This window comes from Bacillus sp. RZ2MS9, assembly GCF_001816185.2.
Lineage (GTDB): Bacteria > Bacillota > Bacilli > Bacillales > Bacillaceae_G > Bacillus_A > Bacillus_A cereus.
Genome location: NZ_CP049978.1, coordinates 4,363,479 through 4,382,549, shown reverse-complemented (window position 1 = coordinate 4,382,549; position 19,071 = coordinate 4,363,479). Strand labels below are relative to the sequence as shown.

Here is a 19,071-nt window from a genome sequence, read left to right as displayed (position 1 = left end):
ATAATAGAACTATGAAAGTTGTCTTTTGAAAGGGGAAAAACATACGTGATACATACATACGAAGAAGCGATAGGGTGGATTCATAGCCGATTGAAATTTGGAATTAAGCCAGGATTAGAAAGAATGAAATGGATGCTAGCAGAACTTGGAAATCCAGAGCGTCATATAAAATGTGTTCATCTTGCTGGTACAAATGGAAAAGGTTCAACGTTAACATATATGCGTTACATGTTAGAAGGCGCGAAATATAAGGTAGGAACGTTTACCTCTCCTTACATCGAATCATTTAATGAACGCATTAGTGTGAATGGAACACCAATTGCAGACGAAGAGATTACTGAACTTGTAAAGATGGTAAAACCAGTCGTTGAAAAACTAGATGAAACGGATTTAGGGGAAGCGACAGAGTTTGAAATTATTACTGTTATGGCGATTTGCTATTTCGGTAAAGTCAATTTCTGTGATGTTGTTTTATTTGAAACAGGGCTTGGTGGACGTTTTGACTCTACCAATGTTATACACCCTGTCCTCACGATTATTACGAATATCGGTCACGATCATATGCATATTTTAGGAAATACATTAGGGGAAATTGCATATGAAAAGGCGGGGATTATTAAGTCTGGCGTGCCGGTAATTACTGGTGTACAAGATGAAGAAGCTTTGCAAGTCATTCAAAATGTTGCAAAGGAAAACCATGCAAACTTATACGAACTTAGCAAGCATTTTACAGCGTTACATAAACAGTCTAATGAAGATGGGGAACAGTTTGATTTTACTTGTCCTTTTTCCGCATTTGAAGATTTGCAAATCTCAATGAAAGGCATTCATCAAGTAGGAAATGCAGCGTTAGCACTTATGGCAGTAATGTATGTAAAAACATATTTATCATTTTTAATTGAAGAAGAGGAAATAAGAACGGGATTACTGGAAGCATATTGGATTGGGCGCTTTGAAAAGCTGCAAAGTAACCCGGATATTATTATAGATGGTGCTCATAATCCAGAAGGTATCGAAAGCCTTGTGAAAACAGTAGAAGCGCATTACAAAGATAAAAATGTAATAGTGTTATTTACTGCCCTTGGTGATAAACAATTACATAACATGGTAGGCCAATTAGAAACCATTGCAGATGAAATTATTTTTACAACATTCGCCTTTGATCGTGCTATTTCTGCTGACAAGCTTGCATCATATTCACAGAAAGAATCAAAATTAGTTTTTGAAAATTGGAAAGAGGCAATTGATACAAAAGTTGAAAAGATAGCAGAAAATGATGTTTTTATCATAACGGGTTCTCTTTATTTCATTTCTGAAGTACGAAAATATATTCGCGAGAAAAACTAGATAGTCTTTGCTATCTAGTTTTTTTGTTCTACAAATGAAGTCAAATGCATACATATAAGATAAATATATAGGGTTATTTGGCGAATTCCTCTGACAAATATCTCGTTTTTTTATGAAATGAATATGATATGATGCGGACAACGATAAGAGGTGAGGTGTGAGTGTATGGACAAGCAATCACGAACGATCTCAGTGAAAGTGAATGGAACAGAAGCGAAGTATGAGGAAAAAAAGAAAGATGAATTTGAATGGATGGTAGTAGAAAGTGAACGACCGAAAAATGTTGTTCCGTTTCAAAAAGCGAAATCAATGTCTGTGGAAAAATACCGAAAGAAGTGGAGTAATACATTAATTATAATCGTTGCAACTGCAATCATTATCGGTACGGCGTTTGGAATGGGGATGCTTCATTTACTTACTGGACAAGGAACGACAGGAGGAAGTGAAGTGACAGCTTCAAGGCCGACTGGAAATGGAGAATCAAAGGTGGGTGGAACGGCAGAACAAACACCAGCACCGAAAGAAGAAAAACAAAAAGCACAGGCAGGAACGTCATTGGATCCGATGAAATTATTTTTTGTTCAAGGGGGGCTTTATTCTTCTGAAGAAAAGGGACAGGCAGCTCTTGAAGAATGGAAAGGCAATGGGGGCATTGGTGCTTTGAGACCGAGCGGTGATAAGTATGCAATAGTTGTTGGTATTGCTAGTGATGAACAGTCTATAAATCAATTAATGACTAAGTATAAAAATGATGGTGTCTCCGTTTTAAAAAAGAGCTGGGATATAACAGATAAAGCATTGCTGAAAGATGATAAAGAAGTAGGGACATTTTTAACAAAAGTGCAGCCATTATACACTCATTTAGCAAAATATGCTTCTAGCGTACAAGTTGGTGGAAAAAGCAGCCCAAAAGATATAGAAGCAATTGAAAAAGAATGGAAAAAGGTTGAAAAAGAAGGGGAAAGTATGAAACGAGAAGAAGCAAAGAAACTGTATATGTATACGTCGGTAGCTGTACAAACAGTAAAAGATGGGAAGATGGATAAAGAATCTTTGGCGAAATTAAATCAAGTTATTATTGATGGTTTACTCTCGTATGAAAAAATTGTTTCGTAGAAAGTGAAATGATAGGATAATAAAATGAGTAAGAAAGAAGTACATGTACTTCTTTCTTTTCTTTTGAATTTAGAGCAAAGTGCTTTCTCTATGACGGGAATATAATCGTATGCAATAAAGAAGTTTTATTTTAGTTAGAGAAATTAATATTTCTTTCATTTGTGGGCAAACTATTCCTTTGATACGATTAATATAAATTGTTCTGCTTCATGTGAGAAAGGAAGGAGAAAATATGAGAAAAATAATTTTAGCTTCAGGATCACCTCGGAGGAAGGAATTACTTGAGTTAGCTAGTGTGCCATTTGAAATCGTTGTAAGTGAAGTAGAGGAAACAATTGGTGCATATTCATCGCCTTCTGATATTGTAATGTCGCTTGCCTTGCAAAAAGCATCAGCGGTGGCAGAAAATAATAGTGATCACATTGTGTTAGGTGCAGATACAATTGTTACATATGAGTCGCGTATTCTTGGTAAGCCTTCTAATGAGGATGAGGCGAAAGCGATGTTACAATTACTATCAGGGAAAACACATGAAGTGTATACAGGTGTTGCGATTATAGCAAAAGAAAAAACGGTTACTTTTTATGAGCGTACAGAAGTTACATTTTGGGAGTTAACAGAAGAGGAAATTGATACATACGTCGCGTCGAAAGAACCTCTTGATAAAGCCGGTAGTTATGGGATTCAAGGTAAAGGATCTATTTTCGTTCAAAATATTCAAGGGGACTACTATAGTGTAGTTGGCTTACCAATTGCACGTCTCGTTCGGGAATTAAAACAATTTGATATTGATGTAACCCATGCGTAAAATTGCATGGGGTTTTCTTTGAGAGAACAAATAAAGGGGTGGAGAGATGAACGGTATTCGTGATGTTGTAAGAGAAGAACAGCCACGGGAGCGTTTATTGTTAGAAGGTGCTGGAAGTTTATCAAATCGAGAGCTTCTCGCAGTGTTACTCAGAACAGGTTCTAAAGAAGAAACAGTTTTAAAGTTGTCAGATAAAATTTTACACCAATTTGATGGCTTACGTATGTTGAAAGATGCAACATTAGAGGAGCTAATTAGTATACATGGTATTGGGATTTCAAAGGCATCGCAACTTATGGCAGCCTTTGAACTAGGCAGAAGAATGGTACGTTTAGAATATCAAAATAGATATAGTATTCGAAGTCCAGAAGATTGTGCGAAATACATGATGGAAGAAATGCGTTTTTTACAACAAGAGCATTTTGTTTGTTTATATTTAAATACAAAAAATCAAGTTATACATAGGCAAACGATCTTTATTGGAAGTTTAAACACGTCAATTGTACACCCGAGGGAGGTTTTTAAAGAAGCCTTCCGTCGTGCAGCAGCCTCTATCATATGTCTTCATAACCATCCCTCAGGAGATCCCACGCCGAGCCGTGAAGATATTGAAGTAACAAAACGCTTAGTAGAATGCGGCCAGATTATCGGAATTGAAGTGCTTGATCATATTATAATAGGTGACCATAAATTCGTGAGTTTAAAGGAAAAAGGTCATATTTAAGACTATGCTTTTTACTTATTTTGTTTTATAATGTGATTTATGAGTTTTTTGTAGAAATTTATCTACAAAAAGGATAAAGATATAAAAAACGTACTGTTTTTATAATATAAATTAAGAAAAAATGAGTCCGTGAAAACAAGAAAGGAAGATAAATAATATGTTTGGATTTGGTGGATTTACTCGCGATCTTGGAATAGACTTAGGAACTGCGAACACGCTTGTATATGTAAAAGGAAAAGGTGTAGTTTTACGTGAACCTTCAGTAGTGGCGTTACAAACTGATACGAAACAAATCGTTGCTGTAGGTAGCGACGCAAAACAAATGATTGGTCGTACACCAGGGAACGTTGTGGCACTTCGCCCGATGAAAGACGGTGTAATTGCTGATTACGAAACAACTGCAACAATGATGAAATATTACATTCAACAAGCTCAAAAATCAAACGGTTTCTTCTCACGTAAGCCGTATGTAATGGTATGTGTACCATCTGGTATTACAGCTGTAGAAAGACGTGCAGTAATCGATGCGACTCGTCAAGCGGGTGCTCGTGATGCTTATCCTATCGAAGAGCCATTTGCAGCAGCAATTGGTGCAAACTTACCTGTTTGGGAACCAACTGGTAGTATGGTTGTTGATATCGGTGGTGGTACAACAGAAGTTGCAATTATTTCTCTAGGTGGTATTGTAACAAGCCAGTCAGTCCGTGTTGCTGGTGATGATATGGACGATTCAATCATTCAGTACATTAAGAAAAGCTATAACTTAATGATCGGTGAAAGAACAGCTGAAGCATTAAAATTAGAAATTGGTTCTGCAGGCGAGCCCGAAGGTATCGAGCCTATGGAAATTCGCGGTCGTGATTTAGTAAGTGGTTTACCAAAAACAGTACTAATTCAGCCAGAAGAAATTGCAGATGCATTAAAAGATACAGTAGATGCGATTGTAGAATCAGTTAAAAATACGTTAGAAAAAACTCCACCTGAATTAGCGGCTGATATTATGGACCGCGGTATCGTATTAACAGGTGGCGGGGCATTACTACGTAATTTAGATAAAGTAATTAGTGAAGAAACGAAAATGCCAGTTCTTGTTGCAGAAGATCCATTAGATTGCGTAGCAATTGGAACAGGTAAAGCATTAGACAATATCGATCTTTTCAAAACTGCTGCTCGATAATATTGCAAAATAAAAATCAGTGAAATTAAGAGGGTGTGAACGTGCCACAGTTTTTCTTAAACAAAAGATTAATTGTTTTGTTGGTTAGTATTATTCTTCTCGTGGCATTGATTGGAATCTCATTGAAAGAACGGAACAGTTTAACATGGCCAGAGCAGTTTGTTAAAGATACTGTCGGTGTTGTAGAACGTGTATTCCAAAAGCCAGCGAAATACGTAGCTGGATTCTTCGAAAATGTAGAGGATGTAAAGCGCACGTATGAAGAGAATAAAGAATTAAAAGCAAAATTAGATAATTATGCAGGTCTATCAGGGAAAGTAAAACAATTAGAAGATGATAACAAGAAGCTACAAGAGCTAACTGGTAAAAAAGAGTTAAATAGCGGGTATACTGAAATTCCAGCTACTGTTGTTTCTCGTAATCCAGATAAATGGTACGATTTAATTGGAATTGATAAAGGGGCACAGCAAGGAATTAAAAAAGATATGGCTGTAGTAACTTCACAAGGGTTAGTTGGAAGAGTGAAAAGTGTATCTCAGTTTACATCATCAGTAGAATTACTAAGTTCTATGAGCCGAACAAATCGCGTTTCTGCTATTGTACAAGGGCAAGAGAAAATCTTTGGATTGATTGAAGGTTATGACAAAGAAAAGCAATTACTTCTTTTCACAAAGATTGGCTCTGATGCACCGGTAGAGAAAGATCAACTAGTTGTAACATCTGGACTGGGTGATATTTTCCCGAAAGGTCTTGTAATTGGAAAAATCGTTGAAGTTCAGCCGGATGCATATGGCTTAACAAAAACAGCTTATGTAAAACCTGCCGCTGATTTAAATGACGTAGAGCATATTACGGTTGCTAAACGTGCAACACCTTCAGCGCCATTAGAATAGGAGGAGAAGAAGAGATGATGAAGATATTAAAAAGAGCAGCTCTTCCTCTTTTGCTCCTTTTTGTGTTTCTATTTGAAAATATGTTTGCTACTGTTGTTCCAACGGATGTGTTTTGGAAAGACAGCATAGCAGCACCGCATTTCTTTATAATCGTCTTATGTTTTATTACAGTGTATTATAGTCCGGTCCAAGGGATTTATTACGGACTATTATTTGGCTTCTTATTTGATACCGTATACACAGAACTTGTCGGGATATATATTTTTGTTTATCCGATTTTAGCTTATTTAGTATATAGTGTGATGAAAGTACTACAATTGAATTTATTTATTGTTGTTTCTATCATATTAGCTAGCGTTGTAGCACTAGAGTATTATGTGTATGGATTCTTAACTTTATTAGGACGTACTCATATGCCAGCGTATGTCTTTTTCACAGATCGTCTCCTTTCTACTTTATTGTTAAATGCTATTTTCTTATTGATAGTTTGTTTCCCACTGAGACGATATATAGTGCGTCTTTCAAAAGCGATGGAAGAAAAAGAAAAAAGGATTTTCTAATTTTATGTCGAATTGAATCGGTGGGGTGAACTTTAGTGGAAGAAAAAAAGCAACAAAATGTAACGATAAAAGGGACAAAAGATGGGATAACGCTTCATTTAGATGATTGTTGTTCATTCTCAGAATTATTGGTGGAATTAGACGAAAAACTTTCTACACATTACTACGATGGTGATGGGCGCTCTTTAATTGAAGTGCATGTGAAAGTAGGAAATCGTTATTTAACAGAAGTCCAACAAGAAGAGATTCGTACGTTAATTCGTAATAAAAAGAATCTTGTTGTGGATTCAATTGAAAGTGATGTTATCACTAAAGCAGAAGCAATAGCTTGGAAAGAAGAAACAGAAATTGTCCCTATTTCCAAAATTGTTCGCTCTGGACAAGTTTTACATGTAAAAGGAAATTTGTTGTTAATTGGAGATGTTAATCCAGGCGGAACGGTTATCGCTGGGGGGAATATTTTTGTCGTAGGATCATTAAGAGGAATTGCACATGCTGGGTATTATGGGGATTCGGATGCTGTAATCGCTGCATCTGTTATGAACCCGATGCAACTTCGAATTAGTGATGTGGCAATGCGGGCTCCGGAAGAGAAAGAAGACGGAGCGGAGGCGGCAGAATGTGCGTATATTAATGAGAACAATCACATTGTTGTCGATCGCCTGCAACTTCTCACTCATCTTAGACCTAATTTAACAAAGTTAGAAAGGGGAATTGTATAGCTGTGGGAGAGGCAATAGTAATTACATCTGGAAAAGGCGGAGTAGGTAAAACTACTACATCTGCGAACATTGGTACGGCCCTAGCGTTATCTGGAAAGAAAGTGTGCTTAATTGACACAGATATCGGTCTTCGAAATTTAGACGTAGTAATGGGGCTGGAAAATCGTATTGTATTTGATCTTGTTGATGTCGTTGAAGGGCGTTGCCGTTTACCTCAGGCTCTTATTAAAGACAAACGTTTTGATGATCTTTATTTATTACCTGCAGCACAAACGAGTGATAAATCAGCGGTAACACCTGAACAAATGGATGAATTAATACAAGTATTACGTCAAGATTATGATTACATATTAATCGATTGTCCTGCGGGGATTGAGCAGGGATTTAAAAATGCGGTAGCTGGTGCGGATAAAGCAATCGTTGTTACGACTCCAGAAGTATCCTCAATGCGCGATGCGGATCGTATTATTGGGCTTTTAGAAAAAGAGGATATTGAACCACCGAAACTTGTTATTAACCGTGTACGTAGTCATATGCTTCATGAACAGGATATGTTAGATGTTGATGAAATTGTACGTACATTGTCAATCGAGCTTCTTGGTGTTGTCGAAGATGACGATGAAGTTATTCGAGCTACAAATACAGGTGAACCTGTGGCGTTGCAACCAAGCGGAAAAGCAGCGTTGGCTTATCGTAATATTGCAAGACGCTTGTTAGGTGAGAATGTACCATTACAAGCATTTGAACAAGAAAAGGTATCGGTATTTGCAAAGGTGAAAAACTTCTTTGGAATCCGTTAAGAGCACTTCGCACATATGCGAGGTGCTTTCTTTTTTCTTCACACGAATATCTTTCTTTCTTAGCTCATACATATGTACAAACTGTATACAACTGTTTCTAATGAAATTAGCTTAACGAAAGAAAGGAGACAGTATGAAGAATAGACGCGTAGAAGAAATTAAAAAGCGGATTGCAAAAAGGAAGGCCGAGCAAGAAAGGATGGAGGAAGAGCAGTATTTTAACGGAGGGAATTTTGATAGTGAAGCGGTATTTATTGAAGATGGAGAAAAGGAAATGCATCCTTTATTTCGAAAGGAAGTCTTTTTCTTCAAAGTTTTATTATCAGCAATATTAGTTCTTTCGGTTGCTATTTTATATAAGAATGCTCCTTCTTCATTCAATGGAGCTAAAGCTGTTACAGAAAAAGTGATGAAAGAGGAATTTCAGTTTGCTACTGTAGCGAAATGGTATGAAAAGCAATTTGGAAAACCGCTCGTATTCTATTCGCCGAACGAGAAAAAAGAAGGAAGTATTCAGCAAAAGGATTATGCAATTCCTGCTTCTGGAAAGGTAATGCAAGGGTTTCAAAAAAATGGCCAAGGTGTATTTGTCCAAACAGCTACAAATGCAAAAGTGGAGTCAGTAAATGAAGGGTTAGTTGTTTTTGCAGGCAAGAAAGAGGAACTTGGAAATACAGTTCAAATTCAACATGCAGATGGTACGGAGTCATGGTATGCAAACTTAAACGATATGTCAGTGAAATTATATGATTACGTTTCAAAGAAACAAAAAATTGGAACGGTGAGTAATGATACAAATGATAAAAATGGAAAGTTTTATTTCGCAATAAAAAAGAATGAAAAATTTATTGATCCGATCCAGGTGATATCATTTGATTAAATATAGGGACGTTTTAACGAAAATTTCCGTGCATCCATTATTTTGGGTTATTATTGTCATTGGTATTTTTACTGCGCGTTTTAAAGAGTTACTACTGTTATTTTGTATTGTTCTTATTCATGAACTTGGGCATGCTTTTGCAGCAGCACACTATAATTGGCGTATAAAAAGAATTCAACTTTTGCCGTTTGGTGGCGTGGCCGAGCTTGAGGAACATGGTAATAAGTCATTGAAAGAGGAACTTGTTGTCGTAATTGCAGGACCGATTCAACATGTTTGGATGATGCTGGTAGGTTATATGTTGTTCGAAGTCGGTTGGCTGAATACAGATTTATATTATTTCTTTATGTGGAATAATATAATTATTTTAGCATTTAATTTACTCCCTATTTGGCCGTTAGATGGCGGGAAAGTATTGTTTAATGTATTATCATATCGTTTCCCTTATTTACAAGCACATGAAAAGATGATGCAATTGTCATGTGTTTTTTTTGGTGTAATATTAGGATGGCAGTTACTCTGGAATAGTAACAATATTATGATGTGGGTACTACTCATATTTTTAGCAGTGTCATTATATCAAGAGTGGAAACAAAGACGGTATGCATTTATGCGTTTTTTATTAGAACGTTATTATGGAAACAAAAGAGGAATCGAAAAGATTGCACCTATTGAAGTGCAAACGGAAGATCGTTTATATACGATCTTCACAAAATTTCGTAGAGGATATAAGCATTCTATTATCGTCCGTGGAAAATATAAAGAGCATTACACATTGGATGAAAATGAATTGCTCTATGCATATTTTACTGAAAAACGAACAACTTCATCAGTTGAAGAATTAATCGGTTAGTGTTGACGATAGCACTAACCTTTTATTATTGTAAAAGCAAAGAAGATTATAAAGTGAGGAAATAATTTTGAAAACGTTATATGTGAATTACGCTGGTTCGGAAAAGCGCGTTGCAATTGAAGAGAAGAAAAAAATTGTTGAGTTTTTATGGAAACGTAATGAAGAGCAAGAGATTGTTGGGCATATTTATGTTGGACGTGTCGTAAGAACAATTGCTGGAATGAATGCAGCTTTTGTAAACATCGGTTTAGAAAAACATGCTTACCTTTCATACGATGATGTACCATCTTCTTATCGTATACATGAAGGGCAAGCGATACTCGTACAAGTTGTGAAAGAGGCAATTGATACGAAAGGGCCTAAATTGACAGCGAATATAGAATTTACCGGGAAATATGTCGTTTATATGCCGTTTGATGAGATGCGCGCTGTTTCTCGAAAAATAAAAAATAATAAAAGAAGACAACAGTTACTCCAAATTGAAATAGAGGGAACGGGGGGATACATTTTCCGCTCTGCTTCTGAAAAAGGAGCAATTGAAGAAATACAAGCTGAAATGCAAGGGTTACAACAGTTGTATGAAGAGTTAAAAAGAAAAGAGGGCCAAGGAAAGGCGCCGTTATTACTTCATCGACCGGCGACCTTTTTAGATCGTGTATTTCAAGAGAATCCAATTGAAACCATTGAAAAAGTAGTTGTAGATACAAGAAGTATAGTAAAAGAATTAGAAGACAAAGTTGGAAAAGAAAAAGTATCTTTTTATAATGAAAAGTCTTCGATGTTTAACCATTTTGGAATAGAGCGTGAAATTGAGAAAGCACTCCAAAAAATTGTGTGGCTTCCAAATGGTGCTTATTTAATTGTAGAACAAATGGAGACGATGACTGTAATTGATGTGAATACGGGCAAGTTTACGGGAAAACAAAATTTACAAGATACAGTACTTCGCACAAATGAGATGGCAGCTGAAGAAATTGCACGCCAATTAAGACTTCGTGATATTGGTGGTATGATATTAATTGATTTTATTAATATGAAAAAAAGAGAAGATAAAGAAAAGGTAAGAGAATGTCTTATAGCTGCTATGCAAGATGACCGCACATATACAAGGGTGCTCGGCTTTACGGAGCTAGGGATTTTGGAAATGACACGTAAACGTAAAAAGCATTCTTTACGGGACGTATTATTAAAAGAGTGTGTACCTTGCAAAGCGACGGGTTATGTGATGTCGCATGAAACAATTGCGTATGAGTTAGAGAGAGAACTAATCACATATGGCAATATAGAAGATGAAGCGGTATTAATCGCTGCGCCTAAAGAACTGCAAAAACAGTTTTTGCAAAAAGAATTACAAAAAAATATTCCATTTGAAATTTATTTCAAAGATGATAATATCGAAAAGTATGCTATCGTTCGTTTTGGAAGTAAAAAAGAAATTGTAGAGCGGAAAAAATAGTTAGCAGAACATTTATTGACAACCGTCTATGATTCATGATAACATCTTTATGTTATAGTTTATAGCACCTAAACGGCTATATGCTACAACCGCACAAGACAGGTTCCCTAAAGGCATTTATGTCTACCTCGTTTTTGGCGAGTCTTAGTAATTAAGAGGAGGTGCAAGTATGTACGCAATTATCGAAACAGGTGGAAAACAAATTAAAGTTGAAGCTGGTCAAGCAATCTACATTGAAAAATTAGATGTTGAAGCTGGTGAAACTGTTACTTTTGACAAAGTTCTTTTCGTTGGTGGCGAAAACGTTAAAGTTGGTAGCCCAGTTGTAGAAGGTGCAACAGTTACTGCGAAAGTTGAAAAACAAGGTCGCGCTAAGAAAATTATCGTTTTCAAATACAAAGCGAAAAAGAACAATCGTAAGAAACAAGGTCATCGTCAACCTTACACTAAGCTAGTTGTTGAAGCTATCAACGCTTAATTCTGGTTAACATGATTAAAATTACGATAAGTCGCACGAAATTAGGAAGTATCCAATCATTTAAAATGACTGGACATGCCGATTATGCGCCACATGGACAAGACCTTGTCTGTGCTGGAACTACAGCGGTTGTGTTTGGTTCTATAAATGCAGTGGAAGAACTTTGTAATGTGCAAGCAACTATTGAACTCGGAAGTGATGGCGGATTCTTAACGTATGAATTGCCTAATGATTTAGACGTTCATACAGCAGAAAAAGCACAAACGCTTTTAGAAGGATTAGTTGTTTCGCTTAAGACGATCGAACTTGATTACGGAAAGTATATCCGTTTAATAGAAAAAGTGCAGGAGGTGTAACGTATGTTAAGATTAGATCTTCAGTTTTTCGCATCTAAGAAAGGTGTAGGTAGTACAAAGAACGGTCGTGACTCTCAGTCAAAACGTCTTGGTGCTAAACGCGCAGATGGTCAAACGGTTACAGGTGGTTCAATTCTTTACCGTCAACGCGGTACAAAAATTTATCCAGGTGTTAACGTTGGTCGTGGTGGCGATGACACTTTATACGCGAAAGTTGACGGCGTAGTACGCTTTGAGCGTCTTGGTCGTGACCGCAAACAAGTGAGCGTATATCCTGTTGCTCAAGAAGCATAAGAACTCACGGAAAACTCTAACCTGAGTGCAGGTTAGAGTTTTTCTATATTAAGGGGTATCTAAATGAATGAAAAATGGACAATTATAGATGCATTGCGCCATTCAAGACATGATTGGCTCAATCGTATGCAGATGGTGAAAGGAAACCTTTCCCTTGGAAAAGTGGAAGAAATTCATAGTCTCATCGATCGTTTTGTCCAAGAAGCGAGACAAGAATCCAATCTGATGGGGCTATCAATGCCTTTATTTTCAGAGTGGATTTTAACATATAATTGGAAACAGCAGCCGTGCTTATTGGAGTACGAAGTATTAGGGAAATTACATAACTTATCTCACTTAGATGAGACTGTATGTACATGGACGAATCAATTTTTCTCGATGCTTCAGCATAGTTTAGACGTATATGTTGAAAATTATGTTTGTATCACAATTGAATGTGACGCGGATAATGCTCGTTTCTTTTTTGATTTTCGTGGTAAGCTAACGAGTGTAGAAGAACTACAGAATTGGCTTGCGACCCAAAACAATAAATGGTATTCCATTTCTTATACAGTGCGAGACGAAGAAGTCTCAGTTATATTACAACCAATTGAAAAAAGTGTGGTGAAATAATGTTTGTAGATCAGGTCAAGATATATGTAAAAGGCGGCGACGGTGGTAACGGTATGGTTGCGTATCGTCGTGAGAAGTATGTACCAAAAGGTGGCCCAGCAGGTGGCGACGGCGGTAAAGGTGCAGATGTTGTTTTCGTAGTTGAGGAAGGCTTACGTACATTAATGGACTTCCGCTACCAACGTCATTTCAAAGCTGATCGCGGTCAGCACGGAATGAGTAAAGGTCAGCACGGACGTAAATCTGAAGATTTACTTGTAAAGGTTCCACCAGGAACAGTAGTAAAAGATGAAAAAACTGGTCAAATTCTTGCCGATTTAGTAACGCATGGACAAACTGCTGTAATTGCAAAAGGTGGCCGCGGTGGCCGTGGTAACTCACGTTTTGCAACAGCTACGAACCCAGCGCCAGAAATCGCTGAGAACGGGGAACCAGGTCAAGAGCGTGATGTTATTCTAGAACTTAAAGTACTAGCAGACGTTGGACTTGTTGGATTCCCAAGTGTAGGTAAATCTACATTATTATCTGTTGTATCATCAGCGCGTCCGAAAATTGCAGAGTATCACTTCACAACAATCGTTCCAAATCTTGGTGTTGTTGAAACTGGTGATAACCGCAGCTTCGTTATGGCTGACCTTCCAGGACTAATTGAAGGCGCACATGCTGGCGTCGGACTTGGACACCAATTCTTACGTCATATTGAGCGTACACGTGTAATCGTGCATGTTATTGATATGTCTGGTTTAGAAGGCCGTGATCCATATGAAGATTACGTAACGATTAATAATGAATTAAAAGAATACAATCTTCGCTTAACTGAGCGTCCACAAGTTGTTGTTGCAAACAAAATGGATATGCCAGATGCAGAAGAAAACTTACAAGCATTTAAAGAGAAAGTGGGAGACGAAGTAAAAATCTTCCCAATCTCAGCTGTAACAAGACAAGGGGTTCGTGACTTACTGTTTGAAGTAGCGAACTTAATAGAAACAACACCAGAATTCCCAATACATGAAGTTGCGGATGAGTCTGATACAAGTGTAATGTACAAATTTGATACTGAAGGTGTTAAATTTGAAATTACACGTGAAAGTGATGGCACGTTTGTTATCTCTGGTTACGATATCGAGAAAACATTCAAGATGACAGACTTCTCACGTGATGAATCTGTACGTCGTTTCGCTCGTCAAATGCGCGGAATGGGTATTGATGAAGCGCTTCGTGCACGTGGTGCAAAAGACGGAGATATTGTAAAAATTCTTGAATATGAATTTGAATTTATCGATTAAGACTGCCGAAATACGGCAGTCTTTTTTTATATCGTAAAAATCGGATTTATATAGGAAAAAATCCCCACTAATTAAATTTTCAATTTATAATAAAAAGGGGAGTGGTTTTAGAAGAATTTTTTTATGGGGAGAAAACGAACATGTATAAAATATTAATTGTAGAAGATGATGAGAAAATCGCGGGAATATTAGAAGAGCATTTAGAAAGGTATGGCTATCAATCATTTAGAGCAAGTGATTTACGTCAAATAAAAGATGAGTTTGTAAAAGTGAATCCTCATCTCGTGTTACTTGATATTAATTTACCGTACTTTGACGGTTTTTATTGGTGTCGTCAAATTCGTACTGTATCGAATGCACCAATTATTTTTGTTTCTGCAAGAACAGGAGAAATGGATCAAGTAATGGCGATTGAAAATGGCGGCGATGATTATATTACGAAGCCATTCCATTTAGATATCGTAATGGCAAAGGTGAAGAGTGCACTTCGCCGTGGTTACGGAGAGTATGCTTCTGCCGCTGAGAGTGATTGTTTAGGTGTAAATGGACTGTTGTTATTCCCGTCTCAGCATATTGTTGAGTGGCAAGGACAACAAACTGAACTGACAAAAAATGAGTTTTACTTATTAGAGTGTTTAATGAAACAGGTGAATCAATATGTAACGCGCGAAGAACTGTTAGAAGCTCTATGGGATGAAGTAGCATTTGTGGATGATAATACATTAACCGTAAATGTAAAACGTGTAAGGAAGAAACTAGAGGAGTTAGGCATTAAAAATGCAATTGTAACGAAACGTGGATATGGTTATGCGCTTTTTACGGAGTGGGGCGAAGGGCATGAAGGTTAAAAATTACCTTATGGACCGCTTTTCTTTAATTCTTTCTTATATTGTTAGCCTTTGTTTATTTGGGCTCGTTTTACAGCTGCAAAGTCTTTTAGAAAAGAAATCCATTGATTGGAGTACGTGGTTATATGGACTTTTATTAGGAACAGTTGTGTTTACTGTATACCTCATTTACGATTACCGAAAACGGAGTGTGTTTTTAAAGAGGATCGAAAAGTATGTTACTGGTGGAAATACATTACATGACTCTTTACTTATTGATGAATCTTATACATCAGAGCAAGAAATGGTCGTTGAATCTTTTACGTTATTAAGACAGCAATATATGAATGAAGTTCATAAACAGCATGCGAAAGAGCAACAGCAAATGATATTTATGAACCAATGGATTCACCAAATGAAAACACCAGTATCTGTTATTGAATTATTGCTGCAAAAGTTTGGCAAAGAGCATCGTGAGGCAAGAGCAACAGTTGAAAGTATTCGTGAAGAAAATAACCGTATACTAAATGGTTTAGATTTAGCGTTACATATGGCAAGACTAGAGCAGTTTGCGAAAGATTATAAGATAGAAGTAGTAAATGTTATAGATGTCGTGCGAGGTATTATTAATGAAAATCGGAAATCCTTTATTCAATCGTCTGTATTTCCGAAAGTGATGTTTGAAGAAGATACTTGTATGGTTGCATCTGATAGAAAATGGCTGAGTATTGCTATAGGTCAAATTGTTGTAAACGCAATCAAGTATACAAAAATTTCAGCGGCAGAGAAAAAAGAAATTCAATTTCAAATTGAAGAGAAAAATCAAAAGGTGTTATTACATATTAAGGACAATGGAATTGGTATTCCAGAGCAAGACGTAAAGCGCATATTTGATCCATTTTTTACGGGAATAAATGGACGTAAAACGAGAGAAGCGACTGGGATGGGCTTATATATTACGAAGGAAATTTGCGATAATTTACATCATGGAATGTATGTCCAATCGGCTGAAGGAGAAGGGACAACATTCACGTTCCAATTTGCAAAAGATGAAGAATATCATACATTGATGAGAAAAATGACAAAACTGTAAGATAACAAAACGTTTTGTAAGGGAAATCACTCGTTTCTTTTTCTTATTTTTCTTATAGTAAATGTAAGAAGAAAACACGTAGGGGGATTAGAAATGAGTGTTCTTGAAGTAAAAGGATTAACGAAGGTGTACCAATCAAAAGGTTCAGTAGCGACGACTGCTTTAAACGATATAAATTTTAAAATAGAAGAAGGCGAATTTGTAGGGATTATGGGTCCTTCAGGAAGTGGGAAAACGACGCTTTTAAATTTATTAGCAACAATTGATAAGCAAACTTCAGGTCATGTGCTTGTAAATGGTGAAGAAATTAATCAAATGCGTGCTGCAAAATTAGCGGAGTTTCGCCGTACACATTTAGGGTTCATCTTCCAAGATTTTAATTTACTTGATACGTTATCCATTAAAGAAAACATTATTTTACCACTTGTAATGGCGAAGAAATCTGTAAATGAAATTGATGCGAAAGTACTGGAAATTGCGAAGTTTTTAAACATCGAAGAAATTTTAAATAAAAAAGTATACGAAGTATCTGGGGGACAACAACAACGTGCAGCAGCAGCGAGAGCAATCATTCATGAACCGACGTTAATTTTAGCAGATGAGCCAACTGGAAACTTAGACTCGAAGTCAGCAAAATCGCTAATGGGCGCTCTGCAAGATTTACACGAGCAAAAGAAAGTAACGATTGCAATGGTTACGCACGATCCAGTAGCGGCTAGTTATTGTGAACGTATCCTTTTCATACGCGATGGAGAAATTTTCTCGGAAATACATAAAGGAAGAACGAAACAAGCCTTTTTCCAAGAAATTCTGGACGTACTTGCGATGCTAGGAGGAGAATATCATGAACTTTCGCCAGCTCGCGCTTAATAACGTAAGAGGAAATTGGCGTAACTATAAAGCGTTTCTTATAAGTAGTTGTTTATCAATTGTCGTATTTTTCATGTATGCTTCTTTTATTTATCATCCAGATGTCGTAAGCGGTAATATTAGTATGAGAAAGATGATCACAAAAGGATTAGAATCGATGAATTATATTGTGGTCATCTTTTCGGCACTCTTTATTTTATATGCAAATTCAACGTTTTTACGAGCAAGAAAAAAAGAGTTTGGTCTACTAACATTAATAGGCGGAACGAAATCGCAGCTCGGCCGAATGATTATATTAGAGCAACTGATGTTAGGTAGTATTGCAATTGTAGTTGGTATTGGGGTTGGGATGCTTTGTTCAAAATTATTTTTCCAAGCGTTAAGCGTATTATTAAAAATAGATAAGACACTTCCACTTGTTTGGAATAGTAAAGCAGTTCTTATTACAGCTGGTGTATACTTTATTCTATTTTTAATCCTATCATTGTTTAGTGTTTGGACAGTAGGACGCTTGCAAATTATTGATTTATTAAGAGAGGCAAGAAAGCAAAAAGTAGAGCCGTTTGCATTTACATGGTTATGTGTAGTTGGTATAGGATGTATTATTGTTGCATATGTACTTAGCTTCCAAGTAACGTTTCTGAATTTCCTCATCCTCTTTTTACCGGTGGTAGGACTGACAATTGGCGGAACGTATTTACTATTTACACAAGGTAGTACAGTTGTATTAAAAGCATTACAAAAAAGAAAGCAATCTTTTTATACGTACCCAAATATGTTCGTCCTTAGCAACCTTATTTATAAAATGAAAGATAATGCTCGTTTTCTATTTGTAATTTCTATCATTACGGCGGTAGTATCTTCAGCGGTGGGTACACTGTACGTATATTTTGAAAATATGAGTGCGAAAACGGTAGAACTTACACCACATGCTATTTCATATGAGGAAAAGGGGTTAAATACGCATAACCTTATTAATGAAGAAAAGGTACAGGAGCTTGTGAAGAGACACGGGTTTGAAGATGCACGAAAAGTAACATACGTTAAACTACCAGCAACACAGAAAATAACGTTGTTTAATAGTGAACATGAAGTACCGATGACGATTATTTCAGAAAAAGAATATAATGCAGAAGTGCGCAAACAAAAGAGAGAGCAACCTACAGAAGTTCATAATGCACCAGGTAGTGCAACGATGGTTATGGTTGATATGTCAAATGAACTGATGAAGATAGATCGTACGAAACCGTATGAATTTATAATTGACGGACAAAAGCAGTCTGTTCAATTAAATAATCCAACGCAGTATTCTGTTTTTAATGATAGTGAATATCTCATTGTAAATGAACAAGATTTTGAGAAATATGCAAAACTCGTACCAGATGAAGAAAAGACGAAATATTACGGTTATTATATTGAGGATTGGAAAAGTACAGAAAATCTTGTATTAGATTTGAAAAATGAAATTGTACCAGAAAAGCAAGGGGAATTGAGAAATTCAGTGTTTGCGTATAAGGATATAAGAGAAGGTGGAGCAATTACAATGTTCATCGGTTTCTTCGTAGCGGTACTGTTCTTCTTCTTCGCTTGTAGTATGACATACTTTAAATGGTTTAACGATAAAGAACAAGATCGTATTCAATTTAAATCGTTAAAGAGAATTGGTATGACAGATAAAGAAATTCGCAAAATTGCGATTCGACAAATGGGAGTTATCTTCTTTATCCCAATTTTAATCGGTTCCATTCATAGTGGATTTGCTCTTCATACGTTAGGAAAAATGCTTTATATTAATTTGTGGAAATCAGGTGCGCTTGTAATTGGAGCATACATTTTAGCTTCTGCCATTTACTTTATGATCGCGCAAAGAGGATATTTAAAACACGTAAAAAGCTAGGGGAACCTCTAGCTTTTTGCCT

21 protein-coding genes and 1 other annotated feature are annotated in these 19,071 nt (G+C 36.5%); all 21 genes read left to right on the top strand.

Annotation, left to right across the window (positions count from 1 at the left end; all coding sequences use genetic code 11):
- Positions 1-45: 45 nt before the first annotated feature.
- The 21 genes from BHV55_RS22330 to BHV55_RS22235 all read left to right on the top strand — a co-directional run bounded on the left by BHV55_RS22330 (position 46) and on the right by BHV55_RS22235 (position 19,049).
- Positions 46-1,347 (top strand): bifunctional folylpolyglutamate synthase/dihydrofolate synthase, encoded by a 1,302-nt coding sequence (locus BHV55_RS22330; protein ID WP_048567790.1) that lies wholly within the window; start codon positions 46-48, stop codon positions 1,345-1,347.
- Between the two features lie 165 nt (positions 1,348-1,512).
- Entirely contained in the window at positions 1,513-2,463 is a 951-nt protein-coding gene (locus tag BHV55_RS22325) for a stage II sporulation protein B (protein ID WP_070756968.1), read from the top strand.
- Positions 2,464-2,695: 232 nt separating this feature from the next.
- Entirely contained in the window at positions 2,696-3,271 is a 576-nt protein-coding gene (locus BHV55_RS22320) for a Maf family protein (protein WP_048567789.1), read from the top strand.
- A gap of 46 nt (positions 3,272-3,317) precedes the next feature.
- Positions 3,318-3,995, top strand: a complete 678-nt coding sequence (gene radC / locus BHV55_RS22315; RefSeq protein WP_001013391.1) for a DNA repair protein RadC — start codon at positions 3,318-3,320, stop codon at positions 3,993-3,995.
- Positions 3,996-4,152: 157 nt separating this feature from the next.
- Positions 4,153-5,172 carry a cell shape-determining protein MreB gene (gene mreB / locus BHV55_RS22310; protein WP_000466736.1) on the top strand — a complete coding sequence of 340 codons (1,020 nt, stop codon included), beginning with the start codon at positions 4,153-4,155 and terminating at the stop codon, positions 5,170-5,172.
- 41 nt (positions 5,173-5,213) lie between these two features.
- A complete protein-coding gene (gene mreC, locus BHV55_RS22305; RefSeq protein WP_001135488.1) occupies positions 5,214-6,065 on the top strand; it encodes a rod shape-determining protein MreC in 852 nt (283 codons plus the stop codon).
- A 14-nt stretch (positions 6,066-6,079) separates the two neighbouring features.
- On the top strand, positions 6,080-6,625 hold the full coding sequence (gene mreD, locus BHV55_RS22300) for a rod shape-determining protein MreD (RefSeq protein ID WP_048567788.1): 546 nt from the start codon (positions 6,080-6,082) through the stop codon (positions 6,623-6,625).
- Positions 6,626-6,660: 35 nt separating this feature from the next.
- Positions 6,661-7,347 carry a septum site-determining protein MinC gene (gene minC / locus BHV55_RS22295; protein WP_000391525.1) on the top strand — a complete coding sequence of 229 codons (687 nt, stop codon included), beginning with the start codon at positions 6,661-6,663 and terminating at the stop codon, positions 7,345-7,347.
- A gap of 2 nt (positions 7,348-7,349) precedes the next feature.
- The gene (gene minD / locus BHV55_RS22290) at positions 7,350-8,147 is read left to right on the top strand and encodes a septum site-determining protein MinD (RefSeq protein ID WP_000503309.1); all 798 of its coding nucleotides are present in this window, start codon (positions 7,350-7,352) and stop codon (positions 8,145-8,147) included.
- A gap of 133 nt (positions 8,148-8,280) precedes the next feature.
- Positions 8,281-9,027 carry a stage IV sporulation protein SpoIVFA gene (gene spoIVFA / locus BHV55_RS22285; protein WP_000797471.1) on the top strand — a complete coding sequence of 249 codons (747 nt, stop codon included), beginning with the start codon at positions 8,281-8,283 and terminating at the stop codon, positions 9,025-9,027.
- Positions 9,020-9,880 (top strand): stage IV sporulation intramembrane metalloprotease SpoIVFB, encoded by an 861-nt coding sequence (gene spoIVFB, locus BHV55_RS22280; RefSeq protein WP_000599056.1) that lies wholly within the window; start codon positions 9,020-9,022, stop codon positions 9,878-9,880. Before spoIVFA ends, spoIVFB begins: the two co-directional genes overlap by 8 nt.
- Before the next feature lie 67 nt (positions 9,881-9,947).
- Positions 9,948-11,336, top strand: coding sequence for an Rne/Rng family ribonuclease (locus BHV55_RS22275; RefSeq protein ID WP_000855488.1), 1,389 nt, complete (start codon positions 9,948-9,950; stop codon positions 11,334-11,336).
- A 77-nt stretch (positions 11,337-11,413) separates the two neighbouring features.
- Positions 11,414-11,491, top strand: a sequence feature (ribosomal protein L21 leader region).
- A gap of 14 nt (positions 11,492-11,505) precedes the next feature.
- Complete coding sequence (gene rplU / locus BHV55_RS22270) at positions 11,506-11,814, top strand: 50S ribosomal protein L21 (protein ID WP_000270907.1); 309 nt, start codon at positions 11,506-11,508, stop codon at positions 11,812-11,814.
- A gap of 11 nt (positions 11,815-11,825) precedes the next feature.
- Positions 11,826-12,170: a ribosomal-processing cysteine protease Prp gene (locus tag BHV55_RS27375; protein WP_002001054.1), complete on the top strand. Its 345-nt coding sequence runs from the start codon at positions 11,826-11,828 to the stop codon at positions 12,168-12,170.
- Positions 12,171-12,173: 3 nt separating this feature from the next.
- The gene (gene rpmA, locus BHV55_RS27370) at positions 12,174-12,464 is read left to right on the top strand and encodes a 50S ribosomal protein L27 (protein ID WP_000944958.1); all 291 of its coding nucleotides are present in this window, start codon (positions 12,174-12,176) and stop codon (positions 12,462-12,464) included.
- Positions 12,465-12,527: 63 nt separating this feature from the next.
- Positions 12,528-13,076, top strand: coding sequence for a sporulation initiation phosphotransferase B (locus tag BHV55_RS22260; protein ID WP_001003584.1), 549 nt, complete (start codon positions 12,528-12,530; stop codon positions 13,074-13,076).
- Positions 13,076-14,362 (top strand): GTPase ObgE, encoded by a 1,287-nt coding sequence (gene obgE / locus BHV55_RS22255; protein WP_000497128.1) that lies wholly within the window; start codon positions 13,076-13,078, stop codon positions 14,360-14,362. The genes BHV55_RS22260 and obgE overlap by 1 nt, the downstream gene beginning before the upstream one ends.
- A gap of 140 nt (positions 14,363-14,502) precedes the next feature.
- Complete coding sequence (locus tag BHV55_RS22250; RefSeq protein ID WP_001986640.1) at positions 14,503-15,210, top strand: response regulator transcription factor; 708 nt, start codon at positions 14,503-14,505, stop codon at positions 15,208-15,210.
- Positions 15,200-16,282 carry a HAMP domain-containing histidine kinase gene (locus BHV55_RS22245; RefSeq protein WP_000865399.1) on the top strand — a complete coding sequence of 361 codons (1,083 nt, stop codon included), beginning with the start codon at positions 15,200-15,202 and terminating at the stop codon, positions 16,280-16,282. The genes BHV55_RS22250 and BHV55_RS22245 overlap by 11 nt, the downstream gene beginning before the upstream one ends.
- Positions 16,283-16,375: 93 nt before the next feature.
- Complete coding sequence (locus BHV55_RS22240; RefSeq protein ID WP_000114529.1) at positions 16,376-17,152, top strand: ABC transporter ATP-binding protein; 777 nt, start codon at positions 16,376-16,378, stop codon at positions 17,150-17,152.
- Positions 17,127-19,049: an ABC transporter permease gene (locus BHV55_RS22235; RefSeq protein ID WP_070756967.1), complete on the top strand. Its 1,923-nt coding sequence runs from the start codon at positions 17,127-17,129 to the stop codon at positions 19,047-19,049. The genes BHV55_RS22240 and BHV55_RS22235 overlap by 26 nt, the downstream gene beginning before the upstream one ends.
- Positions 19,050-19,071: the final 22 nt, after the last annotated feature.

Coding starts and splice junctions, on each gene's coding strand:
- BHV55_RS22240 (WP_000114529.1), top strand. CDS start 16,376: ATGAGTGTTCTTGAAGTAAAAGGATTAACGAAGGTGTACCAATCAAAA.
- obgE (WP_000497128.1), top strand. CDS start 13,076: ATGTTTGTAGATCAGGTCAAGATATATGTAAAAGGCGGCGACGGTGGT.
- rpmA (WP_000944958.1), top strand. CDS start 12,174: ATGTTAAGATTAGATCTTCAGTTTTTCGCATCTAAGAAAGGTGTAGGT.
- BHV55_RS22250 (WP_001986640.1), top strand. CDS start 14,503: ATGTATAAAATATTAATTGTAGAAGATGATGAGAAAATCGCGGGAATA.
- BHV55_RS22245 (WP_000865399.1), top strand. CDS start 15,200: ATGAAGGTTAAAAATTACCTTATGGACCGCTTTTCTTTAATTCTTTCT.
- mreD (WP_048567788.1), top strand. CDS start 6,080: ATGATGAAGATATTAAAAAGAGCAGCTCTTCCTCTTTTGCTCCTTTTT.
- BHV55_RS22320 (WP_048567789.1), top strand. CDS start 2,696: ATGAGAAAAATAATTTTAGCTTCAGGATCACCTCGGAGGAAGGAATTA.
- BHV55_RS22235 (WP_070756967.1), top strand. CDS start 17,127: ATGAACTTTCGCCAGCTCGCGCTTAATAACGTAAGAGGAAATTGGCGT.
- spoIVFA (WP_000797471.1), top strand. CDS start 8,281: ATGAAGAATAGACGCGTAGAAGAAATTAAAAAGCGGATTGCAAAAAGG.
- mreB (WP_000466736.1), top strand. CDS start 4,153: ATGTTTGGATTTGGTGGATTTACTCGCGATCTTGGAATAGACTTAGGA.
- BHV55_RS27375 (WP_002001054.1), top strand. CDS start 11,826: ATGATTAAAATTACGATAAGTCGCACGAAATTAGGAAGTATCCAATCA.
- radC (WP_001013391.1), top strand. CDS start 3,318: ATGAACGGTATTCGTGATGTTGTAAGAGAAGAACAGCCACGGGAGCGT.
- BHV55_RS22325 (WP_070756968.1), top strand. CDS start 1,513: ATGGACAAGCAATCACGAACGATCTCAGTGAAAGTGAATGGAACAGAA.
- rplU (WP_000270907.1), top strand. CDS start 11,506: ATGTACGCAATTATCGAAACAGGTGGAAAACAAATTAAAGTTGAAGCT.
- BHV55_RS22260 (WP_001003584.1), top strand. CDS start 12,528: ATGAATGAAAAATGGACAATTATAGATGCATTGCGCCATTCAAGACAT.